At 68.5% G+C, this 13745-nt stretch carries 13 protein-coding genes; 4 read left to right on the top strand and 9 right to left on the bottom strand.

The features are described 5' to 3' along the window. Positions 1 to 996: 996 nt before the first annotated feature. From ACFV3R_RS27140 to ACFV3R_RS27110, 7 genes are all read right to left on the bottom strand, one after another. Positions 997 to 1482, bottom strand: coding sequence for a hypothetical protein (locus ACFV3R_RS27140; RefSeq protein ID WP_385588531.1), 486 nt, complete (start codon positions 1480 to 1482; stop codon positions 997 to 999). Then, positions 1479 to 1808: a plasmid mobilization protein gene (locus ACFV3R_RS27135; protein ID WP_385588529.1), complete on the bottom strand. Its 330-nt coding sequence runs from the start codon at positions 1806 to 1808 to the stop codon at positions 1479 to 1481. The genes ACFV3R_RS27140 and ACFV3R_RS27135 overlap by 4 nt, the downstream gene beginning before the upstream one ends. Before the next feature lie 173 nt (positions 1809 to 1981). After that, positions 1982 to 2374 (bottom strand): hypothetical protein, encoded by a 393-nt coding sequence (locus tag ACFV3R_RS27130; RefSeq protein WP_385588526.1) that lies wholly within the window; start codon positions 2372 to 2374, stop codon positions 1982 to 1984. A gap of 62 nt (positions 2375 to 2436) precedes the next feature. Beyond that, positions 2437 to 4860: an AAA family ATPase gene (locus tag ACFV3R_RS27125; protein WP_385588524.1), complete on the bottom strand. Its 2424-nt coding sequence runs from the start codon at positions 4858 to 4860 to the stop codon at positions 2437 to 2439. Between the two features lie 217 nt (positions 4861 to 5077). Next, positions 5078 to 6751: a DUF262 domain-containing protein gene (locus ACFV3R_RS27120; protein ID WP_385588521.1), complete on the bottom strand. Its 1674-nt coding sequence runs from the start codon at positions 6749 to 6751 to the stop codon at positions 5078 to 5080. Positions 6752 to 6962: 211 nt separating this feature from the next. Continuing rightward, complete coding sequence (locus ACFV3R_RS27115; RefSeq protein ID WP_385588518.1) at positions 6963 to 7118, bottom strand: hypothetical protein; 156 nt, start codon at positions 7116 to 7118, stop codon at positions 6963 to 6965. 424 nt (positions 7119 to 7542) lie between these two features. After that, positions 7543 to 7854, bottom strand: a complete 312-nt coding sequence (locus ACFV3R_RS27110; RefSeq protein WP_385588514.1) for a hypothetical protein — start codon at positions 7852 to 7854, stop codon at positions 7543 to 7545. A gap of 217 nt (positions 7855 to 8071) precedes the next feature. Between ACFV3R_RS27110 and ACFV3R_RS27105 the strand changes: the two genes are divergently transcribed. Further along, positions 8072 to 8518: an NUDIX hydrolase gene (locus ACFV3R_RS27105; RefSeq protein ID WP_385588582.1), complete on the top strand. Its 447-nt coding sequence runs from the start codon at positions 8072 to 8074 to the stop codon at positions 8516 to 8518. 24 nt (positions 8519 to 8542) lie between these two features. Here the strand turns inward: ACFV3R_RS27105 and ACFV3R_RS27100 are convergent, their stop codons facing one another. Beyond that, the gene (locus tag ACFV3R_RS27100) at positions 8543 to 9310 is read right to left on the bottom strand and encodes an IclR family transcriptional regulator (RefSeq protein ID WP_385588511.1); all 768 of its coding nucleotides are present in this window, start codon (positions 9308 to 9310) and stop codon (positions 8543 to 8545) included. Positions 9311 to 9588: 278 nt separating this feature from the next. Between ACFV3R_RS27100 and ACFV3R_RS27095 the strand changes: the two genes are divergently transcribed. Next, positions 9589 to 10110, top strand: a complete 522-nt coding sequence (locus ACFV3R_RS27095; RefSeq protein WP_385588508.1) for a hypothetical protein — start codon at positions 9589 to 9591, stop codon at positions 10108 to 10110. Positions 10111 to 10320: 210 nt separating this feature from the next. Here the strand turns inward: ACFV3R_RS27095 and ACFV3R_RS27090 are convergent, their stop codons facing one another. Beyond that, complete coding sequence (locus ACFV3R_RS27090) at positions 10321 to 10641, bottom strand: helix-turn-helix domain-containing protein (RefSeq protein WP_385588505.1); 321 nt, start codon at positions 10639 to 10641, stop codon at positions 10321 to 10323. A gap of 21 nt (positions 10642 to 10662) precedes the next feature. Here ACFV3R_RS27090 and ACFV3R_RS27085 point away from each other — a divergent pair, with 21 nt between their 5' ends. Together ACFV3R_RS27085 and ACFV3R_RS27080 are read left to right on the top strand one after the other, a co-directional pair. Next, a complete protein-coding gene (locus ACFV3R_RS27085; RefSeq protein WP_385588502.1) occupies positions 10663 to 11667 on the top strand; it encodes a hypothetical protein in 1005 nt (334 codons plus the stop codon). Next, positions 11664 to 13565 (top strand): hypothetical protein, encoded by a 1902-nt coding sequence (locus tag ACFV3R_RS27080; RefSeq protein ID WP_385588499.1) that lies wholly within the window; start codon positions 11664 to 11666, stop codon positions 13563 to 13565. Before ACFV3R_RS27085 ends, ACFV3R_RS27080 begins: the two co-directional genes overlap by 4 nt. Positions 13566 to 13745 lie beyond the last annotated feature (180 nt).

Here is a 13745-nt window from a genome sequence, read left to right as displayed (position 1 = left end):
GCACCTCGCCTCCGCCATCGCAGTCGATTACGGCGCGTCCAGCGCCTACCTGGTTGCCGCGTGACCTCGCTCCAGGCCATCGGGGCGAGGTCACGCGGAACGTCCCGTCCGCGATATCCCACGTGCTGCGAGCCGAGACCGGCAGGACACGGCAGCAGGCACGGTAGACATCAGCTCAACCAAGGGGGTGCTTGTGGGCGACGGAGGGTTCAACCGCACGTCTTTGAAGTGCCGCAACTCCATCGAGGTCGACCAGGACGGGCGCGTGGTCGCCCATGACAGGCCGATAAGTCGTTTCCCCTGCTATGCCTCCGGTCAGCTCGCCGCACTTGTGTCAGTCGAGTGGGGGCCCGGGCCTCGACGTAGCCGGCGGACTACGGGCAGGGACAAAGGGCGCGGGCGTGCCTTGCGGGAGGAGACCGAGTACCTCAAGCCCCCTGAGTGGCTGCCGAATTATCGGGGTGAGCACCTGCCTACAATCGGCCTGCCCGCCAAAGGGTGGTTCGGTGTCTGGTTTCCGGCTCACACGATGTGGGAGCACGAGCGGAAACTGTCCGGCTGGGTCGGAAGCGATAGATCGTTCCGGTGGGACAGTCGCGAGGGGTGCTGCACGGTGGCCAGCGCTCACTTCCCCCACATCAGCCGGGAGCTGCTCCGCAGGTATCCGAGCGTCCTCATCGGCCGTGAGTACAACCCACGTGAAAGGTGTAACTCGTCCTGCCAGAACGCCCAGGGCTTCCTGTGCACCTGCTCCTGCCGTGCCAAGTACCACGGCCGTGGTAAATGGCGAAGCGGGTGGAGGACTCTGGGCGAGTTCAGCGGTCGGCGCGCGGGGAGGCCGTGGCATTGGATGGCCGTTGCCGTTGCAAGCTGATCGCCTCGGCACCCGCTCGCGGAGCGAGCCTGCGCAGGGCCGAGCTCCGTGCCCCGCTCCTGCCGACGGCTTGTTCACCGCCTGCGCGACGCCTGGACGGGGCCGAGCGTGGCTCCCGCTCATCAGACAGCGACCACGTGCACGTCCGACGGCGCGAGAATCGTGAGGTAGGCGTGGATGTCCCCCGGGTCGGCGGTGAAGATCACCGAGCTGCCGTGCCGGGCCGCTGCCAGGGCCACCCAGGCGTCCACCGCGTCCGGCCGCTTCTTCGCCGGCAGGGCCGCCCGCCCCAGAGCGGTCCCGATGCGCCGCCAGTCCGCGAGGTCCGGGCCCGTCGCGCAGGCCAGACACTCCGGACGGCCCGCCTTCGTCTCACGCATGGGCGGCTCGGACGTACGAGCCTGAGGGACCGTGCAGTCCTTCAGGACGCCGGACAGGGCGTGCACCAGCGCCGGCTGGGGGCGCCACACCTGGGCGAGGACCGGTCCGAGCACCAGCGCCCGGTGCGGAACCGTGCGCAGTCCCTCGTGGAGGGCCACCGCCTTCGCCTTGCGGTCGGCGAGTGCGATGAGCATGCCGGTGTCGTAGACCGGCACCCGTGCGCTCACGCGGCGTGTCCCGGACTGCGGCCTTGCCGGTCGCGGCCGTGGACGAGCCCCAGGGCCTCCTCCACATCGCGGCATTCCTGCTCCGTCAGCTCCGCGGTCGGTTCCGGGGCGGGTTCTGCGGGCAGCCCGTCCGCCGCTCGCTCCGCCCGGACGATGAGTGCGTCCACCTCGGCGAACTGTTCCTCTATGGCATCGCTCTCGGCCATCTGGCGCGTTGCGGCATGCACCAGATAGGCCGAGACGTCCATGCCCGCCCGTTCCGCGTGCTGCCTGATGCGTTCGGCCTGGTCCTGCTCCAAGCTGATGCTGATGCGTGTCTTCGCCACGAAGACATCGTAATACGCGTATGACGACGGTGCGAGTGCGGCTGGTCGAGGTGGGCAACCGGGCGGCACGCCCCCTCCCCGGCACCCCGTTCCGTGCCGCCCCCGCCCGCCGACCGGCGTCTGCCGCCTGCCGCCTGCCCCGCGCGACGGGCCTGCGGTCCGACTGCGATCCGTCACCGCGTCCGGAGCGTCAACGCCCCGATCACCCGATCTACCTCGTCCCGCCACGCACACAGCTCCCCCTGCGTGGGAGCCAGCTCGTACCCGTGGTAGTGGCAGGCCCGGCTGAGGCCGGCCCAGGTCGCCGACCAGCGGCGGGCCGTGTCGGGGTCGGCGTAGGACTCCAGGCACAGGGCCTGGGCATGTGGCGGGCAGCGGGCCAGCTGCGGTTTGCGGGTCTGCCAGTAGCGGCGCAGGGCCTCTTCGAGGGCGTGGCGCAGCAGCAGGGCCACGGCGCGCGGCCAGACGCCGGTGGTGGAGGCGGTGGCCGTGCCGAGCAATCGGTCCGCGCCCGCGAGCAGTTCCTCGGGGGTCGAGATGGACGGCGGCGGAGGCGGGAGGGTCACGGGGAGCCGGGGCGGGCGCGCTGACGGAACGGACGGGACGGGTGTGGCCGGGCGGATCGTGGTCACAGGGATCGCACCGCCTTCGCGAGGTCCGCGGTGCGGCGGATGATCTCCTCCACGTCATCGACGGGCACGGCTTCGTGGGAGCCCTTGTTGCACCACCGGATGTGGTCGGTGGCCTGCTGGCCGTAGGCCCGGGTGAGGTCGGTCATGGCCTCGCCCACCCGGTCCATCTCGCCGTAGAGGGCGAGGGAGGCCAGTTCGGTGAGTTTGTGGGCCTTGGCGATGCGCCGCTCGATCTCGGCGTGCGGCAGACCCGTGGCGAGGAGCCGGCGCCGGGCCGGTTCGAGGAGGGCGGCCTCCAGGGCGGTGCGGCACAGGCCGGGCAGGACCCGGGCGACGACGTCCCCGGGCAGGTCGCGGGTCCTGGCGAGCGCCTTCGCGTCGTACAGGGCCTGCCTGACGGGGTCGTCGCCGGAGCGGACGCGTACGGCGGAGCGCTCACGGCGGTCGACGGTGAGGACGGTGGCGGGCAGCCGCAGGTACTTCAGGGCCTGCGGCAGGCGGGTGTCGTGGGTGAAGACGACGACCTGGCGGTGCTCGGCGAGGAGGGCGAGGACGCGGGCGAGGCCGTCCACCTTGGCGGGGTCCATGGACTGCACCGGGTCGTCGATGACGAGGAACCGGAAGGGGTTCTCCGGGAGGAAGGTGCGCGGGAGGAAGAGGGACAGGGCGAGGGAGTGGAGTTCTCCCTGGCTCATCACGCCGAGCGCGGGGGCGTCGATGTCGTCGACGGTCACGTCGAGGGCGACCTTGCGCTGAGTTGCGGAGCCGCTCAGACGGACCGGGCCGAGGGCGACGTTGCTCTGCTGGCGCAGGTTGGACCAGATGCGCTGGGCGTCCTCGGCGATGGGCCGCATCCGGTCGGCGCGGATCTCGTCGTGGGTGGCCCTGAGCCATTTCTGGGCGGCCTTGACGCGGGCCAGGTGCGGGGCCGCCTGCTCGGCCGCGTGGGCCTTGTCCAGCCAGGCGGCGAGTGCCCGCGCGGCGTCGCGCCAGGTGTCGTCCTGGTCGGCGAGGCGTCCTGCGGCCTCCTGGCGGGTGATGCGTGCGGCGTCGGCGGCGATCCGTGCGGCGTTCTCGGCGGCGGTCGCCAGCGCGGCCGGGTCGGAGACGGTGCGGCATCGCATCCAGTCGTCCCAGGCGGCGGCGATCTCGGACGGCAGCCAGTCGGGGGGCGGGACGGCCAGGTCGCGGACGACCTGCGCGGCCGCGTCGAGTTCCCTGCGGACGGTGAGCACCTGCTCGGCCTCGGCGCGCAGCCGGCGTTCCTGCTCGGCGGCGTCCCGTGCCCATTCCTCGTCGAGGCGGGCCGTGCAGCCGCACACCGGGCAGGTGTCAAGGGCGGGGTGGGCGCGGTGGTGGGCGAGCGCGCGGGCGAGGAGTTCGGCGCGGCGCAGCGCGTCCTCGGCGGACGTGCCCCGAAGGTCCTCGGCGGAGGCGATGGCTTCACGCAGCCGGGTCACCGCCGTGGCGACCGCCTCGGTGTCGGGTCCGGTCAGGGTGGAGCGGCGGCGCAGGTCGAACAGGAGGGCCTCGTCCACCGGGCCGGTCCCGGCGGCCAGTTCGGCCGCCCGCGTGAGGTCCGGGCGCCGCCCGCTCAGTGCGGTGTGGGCGCTCCGGGCGCGGAGGTCGTCGGTCCCGTCCAGGAGGGTGAGCAGGGCGGGGAGTTCGGCCTTCGCCTCCTTGGCGGGCGCGTCGTACTCGCGGGTCAGGTCGCGCAACCACTTGTCGGCGGCGGCGAGTTGCTCCAGACCGAGGATGGAGGCGACGGCGTCGTACATCTCGCTGGGCCTGCCGCCGATCACCTGGCCGAGCTCGGAGTACGACAGGAAGGGCCGGTAGGTCGCCAGGTCCTCTTGCCAGCCGAGGCCCGGGATGGGGACGGGGTCGTGGCCGGGCCGGTCGAGTTCGGCGGTGGAGTCGGCGACGTCGTCCCCGTGCCAGGTGCGCAGCACGGTGGCCGGCTCCGGATCGCCGTCGAGGCGCAACCCCACGGCGACCTGGGGTTCCTGGCCGTGGTGGAGGTTGCGCCAGCTCTTGCGCCAGATGTCGCTGCGGCCGCGCCAGCGGGCGTTGTCGCCGGTCAGCGCGATCTCGACGGCCTCCGCGAAGCTCGACTTGCCGGAGCCGTTGCGGCCGGTGACCAGGGTGAGTCCCGGGCCGGGGGTGAGGGGGAGACGTGCGGTACGGCCGATGCCGCGGAAGCCGCTGACCGTGACGGACTGCAGGTAGGCGCCCGGCATCCGGCCGCGCGCCCCGCCGTCGTCCTGGAAGGCGGTGAGCAGGAGGGCTCGGGTGTCCTCGTCGAGGTCCGAGCCGGCGAGCCGCCCGGCGATGAGACTGGCAAGGGTGCCGGCGGTCGGATCCTGGGCGGGCGGCCCTGCTGGAGACGGGTCCGGGGCGGGATCGGTGGGTACGGGCATGACGGGACTCCCGTGGAGGCGACGACTGCGGAGCGTACGGCCGAACAGGCCGACGGCAACTGAACGACAGGGGATACACGGGAGCAGCGTGGTAACGCGGGGCCGTGAGACCTGAGTTGTGGACGACCATAGCCCACACAGACCCAACAATGGAATTCTTTGGAACTTCATGGAGATCATTGGACTCGGCCGGGGTATGACGCCCCGGCCCCCGCGCTCACAAACGCCACTCCTCGAAGAGCATCCGCAGCAGCTCCTCCTGCCTGGCCTTCAGCACGTCGGGGGTCCACTCGACGTGCTGGAGCACCTGGCTGGTCAGCGCGAAGGGGACCACTCCCCCGCGGCCGGTGAAGTACTTGGCCTTCTTGGCGGCGAAGTCGTAGTTCTGGGCCGCCGAGTTCTTGGCGCGGTTCAGCAGCACCAGGTTTCCCAGACGGTGCGTCCACTGGGCACGCTGCTCCTCGTCGAACAGCCCGACCCACTGCGAATCGGCCTTCGGGTTCTGCGGCAGCACGTGCTCCACGGTGATGAGCGGGTGGTCGTACGTCACCCCCTGCCCGCGGGCCAGCAGCTCGTCGAGCCGGAGCAGCACATACTTGCGGATCTTGCCGACCAGATAGAGATCGCCGTCGAGCCTGGCCCGGGTCTCGACCTTCTCGTCGTCCCTCAGTTCGAGGGCCGGGGAGGCAAGGCCCTGTCCTTCGTCGAGCTGCCGAAGCAACTCGGCGTACCGCGTGACGCGGGGAGTCGTGTAGACACGGCGGACGAACATGCTGGCCGACAGCCGCTCCAAGGCCCGCATGAACGTGTCGAGCCATGCCGGGTCGTCCTCGTGGTGACGCAGCGCCCAGAGAGCGGCGGGCCGCCAGTCGTAGTTGTCGACCTGCTGGAGCCTCCTGAACCAGGCGTTGACCGCCTCCGCACCCGAAGCGGACTCATAACGTGCTTCACGGATCTGGGCATAAGCCTCGGCATACGGCCGGACGACGTCATGGACGAAGACCTCGCCCCTGCCGGGGAGGTAGCGGCTGAGTACCTGCTCAGGGAACTCCTTGAGCAGCTCCTGTTCCGCCCGCTTCCTGGCAAAGATCATCCGCAGGTGGAGGAAGAGTTCCGCGAAGTCGTCGCGCCCCAGCATCTCCTCGGCGTCCTCCCAGGTGGTGGCGCACGCCTCAGACGCCTCCGCCCCGAGATCCCCGATTATTTGCGACTTGAAGATGTCGGTGGGAGACAAGTCCAGGCCGCGGGAGTTCATGACGCTGAAGATCCGGTGTGCGCTGTCGAGGTCAGGAGTGCTGACGACGACGAGGAACGTCCGCTCGGCGAGCATCTGAGCCAGTTCCAGCCGGCGTTCCTCGGTCAACGCGGTGAGGCTGCGGTGGAGGACTGTCGCGTTGCGGAGCACGGCCTTCTGCGCGTCGGTCCGCAGGGCCTCCTCCTTGAGCGTCAGCAGAGTGCCCACCGCGCCCTTCGTCTGCACGTACTTCTCGAAGAAGTCCGCGTCACGGCTCCGCAGAGTGAGCCGCGACCTCGGGGCGAGCCCACGGATCTTGGCACCCGGCTCCATGACCAGCCGGTCGAGGTCGCCGCGCAGCTCCGGATCCTCGGTGAGGTCGCGTAGGACCGACAGGAGGATGGTCAATGTCGTGAGGCGCTGCTGGCCGTCGATGACGTCCGCCTTCGGGACCGCGCTGTTCTTGACGAGCACAACGGATCCGAGGAAGTACGGCTCATCCGTCCCACGGTCCAGGGCTTCCTGCAGATCCATCAGCAGTTGAGCCGCCTGCTCCTCCTGCCAGGCATAGGGGCGCTGGTAGTCAGGTATCTGGAAGTCGTAGTCACTGCTGAACACCTTGTGCAAGGGCATCTCGTGCGCCTCGAGCTTCTGCATGCCCCGATGATGTCGGAGAAATAGATCTCTGCGGCACTAATCCGACGCAACTTCCTTCCCTCTGGCAGCGATTCCACGGGAGCCGGGGACACCCACGCCTGGATGAGGGCTTCACCATCTACTGTTGTATCGACGACAGCGTGAGCACCCGCCACGTCCGGCATGAGGGTCGACAGGGACCGGAAGTTTTGTCATCCCTCTCATTCAGCGCTCAGCGACACACGTATCCCTTGCCCCGTGCGTCTGCGTGCCACGTCAACGTCCTGCGCACCAAGATCACACCGAGCTGGACCACCTGCTCGATCGTCAGGTCCGGCGTGGGGATGCTCCGGTAGACGAAGTCGGGCGCGAACCCGTTGAAGGCCAACGGAGCATGCGGGGCGGTTGTGGGTCGCTCGGGACCGATGTTGCCCAGCAGGGTACGCGCCCGGTCAAAGCAAAAGTAGTCGTCGTAGGCGCGGGCCTCCTGTTCGCGGACCGCCCGCCGTGTCGGGCCGGGCCGGTCAGGTGGACCAGCCAGAACTGGCCTTCCTGGATCTGCCAACCGAACAGAGGGTCGTCTCCGCGGTGAACATCTCCACGATGCCCTGGCCTCGGCTCATTGCTATCCGCACGATGACGCCGACCTGCTCGATCTCCTGCGCCAGCTCTGGCCGGACGAGGCTCGAGACGTGCAGGCAAGGTATCTTCTGCACGGTCGCGTCCAGTCGAGCGTTCTTGAGGATTACGACTGCTTCCTCTGGCGCCAGCAACGGTTCGTCCCCCGCGGGGGTGCCGACCTCGGCGGCCAGTCACACGAGCTTGTCGATCAGGTCGAGCCAGTGCTCGAACACATCGGCGCCGAACCCGTCCGCCCGCCGGAGATCGGGCAGACAGGACCGTAGCGCGGCACAGAGGTCCTCGTAGCTGCGGTAACGCCAGGTCAGACCGTTCGGGGTCGTCCATGAGCCGTCCGGCCAGCCGGGAGCGACCCCGCTGAGCAGTACCAGGACGGGATGGTCCAGGCCGTGGAGGTTGCCCGCTGCGTACGCGTTCAGCTGGCCGCTGTCCGGGAGCGAGAACCCTCCAGCCTTCGGGCCATCGAAAGCCCTTGCGGAACTCAAGACTTTCCGGCCGCTCCTGCTCGGCGCCTACTCAATCCAGATTCGGCATACCGGAGCCCACAAGCCGACCAAGTTCGCCAGCTCCTCTCCGCGATAAGACCCTCGTCGGCACGGGGTAAAACTGGCCGGTTAACCGGCCGCATGTCAGGATCAGACCGTGCCTGTTTTCCTGGACGCTGCCGAGAGTTCGGGGCGCCCTGCCGTGCCGCCTCCCAGGATGCGGCGGGTGGTGTTCGTCGCGTTGCTGAACTCGGACGGGCGGCTTGCCCTGGTGGCAGACGACCCGTCTGGGGCTCTTCCCCGATGGGTACTCCCTTCAGGATCCGTCCGCGCCACAGAAACCTACCGTGAGGCGGCAATGCGCGTACTCCGCGATGTGGTGGGCGCGATGCCGGTGCGCGGAGGCGCCGTTGAAGGATGCCGCTGGGCTCAGGTGCCTGTGCCCGTAGGTCGGAGCCGTCGAGAGGCGCACGTGTTCATCTTTCGTCTCGCTGCGGCTGGTGCTCCGCCGGAGCATCTGCCCTGGAGGGGAGCGACACGCTGGGCGGAGCCTGAGCAGTGGCAGGAGTTGTGCACACGGTGCGATCTGCCAGATGTGGATGTGCTGTTGACGGGATACCTGGAGGGGTGGATCCCGGACGGGCGGATCACGTTGGGGCCTTGAGCCCCTGCACCTCGGCACCCGCTCTCACTCTGCCCTGGCGATCGTGGTGGCGGTTTCCTGCAGGGCCGTGGCAACCGCTGGCATGTCCTGTTCACGCAGACGTACGGCGGGCGCGTACACGGAGATCGCGGCGAGCGGTTCCCCGATGCGGTTACGGATGGCCACGCCTACGCCGTGCAGGTCGTGTGCACTTTCCTCGAGGTCTGCCGCCCATCCCCGGACTCTGACTTCCTCCAACTCGACCTCAAGCAGCGGCCACTCAGTGATGCTTCCTGCCGCCGTGGCAGGGAGCGCGGCCGGGAGTGTCGCGCGTACATCTGCCGGGTCGCGCAGTGCGAGCAGGGCCTTGCCTGCCGCTGTGACGTGGGCGGGGAGCTCCTGCCCGAGCGGAACACTGACGCGCAGGACGTGCCGGCACTCGACTCCGTCGAGTAGTCGGACAACGGCCGCATCCAGGGAGTACAGGCACACCGTCTCCTGCAGCTTCTCGGAGAGCTCCTCCAGCGGTCTGCGCGCCTGTCGTCGGACGTCCAGCTGGGCGATCGCGGCCAGTCCCATGCGTACGAGCTGCGGCCCCGCTGCGTATCCGTGCTGGCCAGGATCGTGGCGGAGGAAACCCGTGCGCTGCAGGGTGACCAGGATGCGGTGTGCAGTGGAACGTGAGATACCGAGCTCCCGGGCGGTTTCGGTAACACCGATTTCCCCCCGGTCATACGCCAGGACTAGAACGTCCAGGGCCTTCGTCACCGACGCCAAGGCCTCTGTCGCCGACAGATGCTTGCCATCCACCATGAAGGAACCGTAACGCTCAAACGTTCCCGGAGACCGGGAGCTTCGACAGAATCCACACGTCAGAATTCTGTGGTTGCACGTCTCACAGGTCCGGTTCGGCACCGCACGAACTCGGCGAGCCAACTCTACGCCAAGACGGGTCGAGTCCTGCGCTAACCCCGACCGGACTTGCCGTGCTTGAGCGCACTGCTGACCGTTTGATAGCGCCTCACAGGAACTGCGTGCGTGCCACAGTGTGCCGTCCCTACACTGGCAGCAACCTTCCTTAGGAGTTCGCTATGGCGGGATACCGGACCAGCGCACCTGCGTCAGACAAGGGTGTCTACATCGGTCAGGCCCGGCATGCCGTGAAGGAGTTGATCACTTCACTGCGCGGCGAGTTGGCGACATTGGAAGCTGTGTACGCGATGATGTGCCAGGGCGTCGAATCCACCGATGCCCGCGAAGAGCCGCCGGACACTGGCGAGGACGCGGAAACCGCCCAGCCTTCCCGGGAGGGTCCGTCTGAAGTTTCTGTCACCGACGGGGATCCTTCGTCCGAAGATGCGCGCCGGGATATTGGCACTCGGGCCCTGGGGCCACCGCGTAACGGAAGCATGCGCGATGCGATCCTCACACTCCTGTGCGCCGCTCAAGAGGCAATGTCCATCACCGATATCGCGGCGGCGGTACGCCCGGGAGCTGACGCGACGGTCCGCTCATCCGTAGGGAAAACCCTCAACCGCATGAAGCAACTTGGCGAGGTGGAAAACGTAGCACCGGGAATGTTCCGGGCCGTGCTGTCATCCCGAGCTGCTTGATCCACCCGAGAACGACCCTAACCCAACAAGCAGGCCTCCCTCGATTAGCGGTCGAGGGAGGCCGCCAAACACGCGAACGGACGCTTCTCCTAGCAGGGTTCCGGTCCGTCGCGCACGTTCACTCTAGCGCTCCCACGGGTGGCGCTATAGGGCGTCTGCGCCATTCCGTACTTGAGCGTGCACGACTGACCTCAAATAGGTAATTGGGGATCAGTCATGAGCACATTGGGTCGCATTCGATCCGGGCCAGAGCGCCAGGCCCAGGGCGCGCTCCAGTCGGCAGACCGTCAGCACATCCGGCCAGGTGGCGCCCGCCAGCAGATCGCCGATGGTCTGTCGGCCGACGTTGCTCTGTGCGGCCAGTGCACGCAGCGAGAGCTCCGGCCTCTCACGCAGGGCGGCGGCGAGGCGGCGGGCAATCGTCTGGACCACCGCCGCGGCGGGCTCCCCGGCGATCCGGGCATCCGGCCACTCCTTCGGATCGACGGCGTAGCTCCATGGCGGCGCCGTGCGCGCTCGGCCTCCGGTCATAAAGATGCGTTCCTTCGGATCGTGATCGACACTGACACCAGCGGCCGGTTAACCGGCCACCTGTCATGGACCTTGCGCCTGGAGGTCGCTGTGTCGAATCGCCTGCTGGCCTACGCACCGAAGGCGGAGACGGTGCCGCCCGCCCAGTGGCGCCGTATCGCTCCGGTCGTCCGCTCGCTGGGATTCATGGCCGCCGCAGCGGGACCCTACGGCCCAGACGTGGTCATGACGCCGCTCGCACGGCTGGTCGCCTGGGTCGAGGCCCAGGGCCTCCCGCTCGAACCCTCGGTGATCCTTGACCAGAGCACCGTCGAACGATTCATCCTCGTCGGCTGCCGCGACATGGCCGCCAACAGCCGCCGAACCTGCAGCAGCCAGCTGCGCCGGGCCTCCGAAGCGCTCCTGCTGGACCAGCTCGGACAGCATCCACCCATCCGGCTCAAGGCCACCGTCGCCCCAGTGGCCCCCTACCCGCCGGCGGAAATCGCCTACTGGCTGATCTGGGCGCAGAGCCTGCCCACCCCCGCCCAGCGGCGCAACGCCTCTCTTCTGTTCTGTCTCGGCGTCGGCTGCGGGCTCGCCGTTGAGGATCTTGTGTACGTTCAGGGGCGGGACATCCTCGCGGGCCCCACCGGCCGGGCACTGGTCAAGGTGCACGGGCGCCGTCCGCGCACTGTCGTATGCCGGTACGCCTACGAGGAACTGCTGCTGGCGGAAGCCGCCCACATCCCGGCAGACGCGTACGCCTTCCGGCCGGACTGGCAGGACCGCACCAGCAAGCACATCGCATCGGACTGGCTGGCCAGGTACCCGCGGATCATCGGCCGTTGTGACGGTGCAGTGCTGCAGACCCAGCGGCTGCGTACGACCTGGCTCGTCGAACTGCTGAATGCAGGTATTCCGCTGAAGGTGATCCTCAAAGCGTCGGGACTCGGGACCCTGCACAGCCTCTCGCGATACCTCGTCTTCCTCCACGACGTGCCCGAAGCGGAGGCATCCGATCTGTTGCGGGGGGCGGCGGCATGAGCAGGAAGAACCCGGAGGACAAACCCTGCCGGCGTACCGGCCTCGCCTTACGCCCTGCACCGCAGGCCCCCGGCCGTACCCTCAGCGACCGCGTTGTGAGGCAGGTCTTCGACCTCGTGCGCCACAGCGGAGTACTGGAACGCCTTCCCTCCAACGAGCACCGGCCAGGCCCGAAGGGCTTCCCGTTCCGCACAGTGCTGATCGGCCTGATCCTGTCGCAGTACATGGGCAAGAGCGCCAACATCAACGACGCATGGGAGACACTCTTCTTCGCCCTGTCTCCAGGGTCCAAGGCCCTCCTTGACGTCCCCAACGTCGACCTGCACATCCCCGAGGGTGCAACCCGAGAAGAGATCGACCGCGTCGCGCACCACCAGTACGCGACGTCGAAGCGTGTCTACCGGTCCTGGACCTCGATGACCCGGCGCCTCGACCCGGCACCACACGACCGCCGCAAGCGGCTGTCGCTCAGCGAGGCCAAGAAGATCCGACGGAAGTGGAATGCCCGCGCCAATCAGGACACCGTGCGCAATCTGGAGGCCATCGCCCAGGATCTGGTTCTCGCTCCGGTGATGGCTTCCTACCGGCGCGGCGACTTCGCTCGATGGCCTGGCCACATCGCGGTCGATGACACACCGGTTCCGGTCTGGGGCAAAGAGCCGGACTACCACCAGGACCGGGCCTCGCTTGAGATCACCGCCGGGATGTACGTGAAGGGAGGAACGCAGAAGAAGTCGGGGCCCAGCGGCAAAGCTGCGGCCTCCACGAACACTGGCACCCGGCGCGGCACGACAAACAAGCCAGTGCCTCGCAAGACCAAGTCGGGACAGGAGAAGAAGGCCAAGGCGCCGGAGAAGAGAGAGTTCCGCTACGCCATGATGGCCGCGTTCCCGGGCCATGGCCATGGCGACCTCGCCGGCGCCTACCCGGCGGTCTGCCTCGGCATGATCCTTCACACCCCGGGCACCGAACCCGGCCCGGCCGCCCTGCGCGCCATCCAGCCGGCCTTCGAACGAGGCCTGGTCAAAGACCTGTTCTGCGCCGACAGGGGCATCACCCAGGCCAAGCCTCACAACCTGCATCTGCAGCTGCTCAAACTCGGCCTCAACGCGGTGAAGCACTACAACGACGACAAGGTCGACCGGCAGGGAGAGTTCCGCGGCATGCAGCTGGTCGGCGGCGAGTTCTACTGCCCGCTGATGCCCGCGCCGCTCATCACTGCGGGCGCCACATACATCGACAGCCGCACGGACGAGGACCGCGCCCACGCACTCAACCTGATCCAGTCCCGCAAGGACTACCAGACCAAGATCAAGGAGTACGGGCCCGCAGGGGACCAGCGTAGACAGTGCCCCGCCCTCGGGCCGCACGCCACGGTCACCTGCTACCGCCGGCCCCAGCCACGCCCGTCCACCGTCGTCGACCTCGACGCCCCCTCTGTCCGTACCCCAGCAGCCCTGCCCACCATCCCCAGGCCCAAGCGGGACACCCCCGTCTACCCCGACATCTGCAGAGGGAAGAGCATCACCGTCCCGGGCACCGTGTTGGCCAAGTGGCGGCAGAAATACCCCCTGTTCACCCCTCTGTGGCAGGAAGCCTGGTCCGGACTGCGCAGTCAGAACGAGGGCGGCAACGGCAACCTCAAGAAGTCCGCCCTCGACAGCATCGACAATCCCCAGCTCCGCCTGCCGCACGGACGCGTCGCGCAGACCCTGCTCAACGCCGTCATCATCTTCGTGGCGAACCTCAGAGCCATCCGACGGTTCCTCCGCGACCAGGGCATCCAGCCCCGCAAAGCCGGCACGCAGAGCGCCGCAACCCAACCGGGTGAGCCCTCCGACTCGCCCCAGGCGCGACCGCTTCCGACCGAGCAGGTCGAGCCCCCGCCACGCGAGTGACACACCTCCGCCGCGCTCCGCCCCCTGAAAACCCCACATGCCTGCGCCACGGCCACCAGCCGTCGCGCAGGCATGTCCTGTTTCCGCAGGTGAGAGGCGCAGTACCTGGACCGCCACCGCCTCACCCCCTCACCGAGCCGAGCACGAGGCCTGAAGGCCCCAGAAACGACGAAATACCGG

The sequence above is a fragment of the Streptomyces sp. NPDC059740 genome (assembly GCF_042733155.1).
Taxonomy (GTDB): domain Bacteria; phylum Actinomycetota; class Actinomycetes; order Streptomycetales; family Streptomycetaceae; genus Streptomyces.
The sequence above is the reverse complement of the archived record's forward strand: the minus strand, read 5'-3'. Positions and strand labels throughout refer to the sequence as shown.

Coding starts and splice junctions, on each gene's coding strand:
- ACFV3R_RS27125 (WP_385588524.1), bottom strand. CDS start 4,860: ATGCCCGTACCCACCGATCCCGCCCCGGACCCGTCTCCAGCAGGGCCG.
- ACFV3R_RS27120 (WP_385588521.1), bottom strand. CDS start 6,751: ATGCAGAAGCTCGAGGCGCACGAGATGCCCTTGCACAAGGTGTTCAGC.
- ACFV3R_RS27105 (WP_385588582.1), top strand. CDS start 8,072: ATGCGGCGGGTGGTGTTCGTCGCGTTGCTGAACTCGGACGGGCGGCTT.
- ACFV3R_RS27100 (WP_385588511.1), bottom strand. CDS start 9,310: ATGGTGGATGGCAAGCATCTGTCGGCGACAGAGGCCTTGGCGTCGGTG.
- ACFV3R_RS27095 (WP_385588508.1), top strand. CDS start 9,589: ATGGCGGGATACCGGACCAGCGCACCTGCGTCAGACAAGGGTGTCTAC.
- ACFV3R_RS27090 (WP_385588505.1), bottom strand. CDS start 10,641: ATGACCGGAGGCCGAGCGCGCACGGCGCCGCCATGGAGCTACGCCGTC.
- ACFV3R_RS27080 (WP_385588499.1), top strand. CDS start 11,664: ATGAGCAGGAAGAACCCGGAGGACAAACCCTGCCGGCGTACCGGCCTC.